The following is a 481-nucleotide window of genomic DNA, read 5'->3' as shown; positions in this document are numbered from 1 at the left end:
CTCCGGGTTCACCCGGATCGCGAGTCGCGGCGTAAGCCCGTGCCGTTCGCCAATCGCCAGCGCGCGCGCCGCTTCGCCCGCAGATTCGAGATTGATCGTCACGCCGGAGCGGATCGCGAATACCAGTTCGTCATCACGCTTGCCCGGTCCTGCGAAGCTGATGCGTGCGCCCGGCTTCACCGGCAGCGCCAGCGCCAACTCCCCTCCCGAGGCGACATCGAGGCCATCGACCAACGGTGCCATCGCGGCAAGCAGCGGGGCGAAGGGATTGGCCTTGATCGCATAATGCAGGTCGACCGAGGAAAAGGCCGCGCGAAACCACGCAATGCGGTCCCGCACCACCGCCATGTCGTACACGAACAGCGGCGTGTCTCCGGCGACAGCAACCCAATGCGCCGCATCCCGTCCGCCAATCTGCAGCGGATTGACCTGGAAATCCCGCGGAATCGTGCCCATCGGCTTCATGACGTCATCTCCGCTT

Annotated in this window: 1 pseudogene; it reads right to left on the bottom strand. The window is 65.5% G+C overall.

The annotated features are described in order from the left end of the window. Positions 1–465 (bottom strand): annotated as a pseudogene (locus AACY08_RS29165) (hypothetical protein); the annotation flags it as partial. Positions 466–481: the final 16 nt, after the last annotated feature.

The sequence above is a fragment of the Pseudomonas sp. EL_65y_Pfl1_R83 genome (genome assembly GCF_963970695.1).
Lineage (GTDB): Bacteria > Pseudomonadota > Gammaproteobacteria > Pseudomonadales > Pseudomonadaceae > Aquipseudomonas > Aquipseudomonas tritici.
The sequence above is the reverse complement of the archived record's forward strand: the minus strand, read 5'-3'. Positions and strand labels throughout refer to the sequence as shown.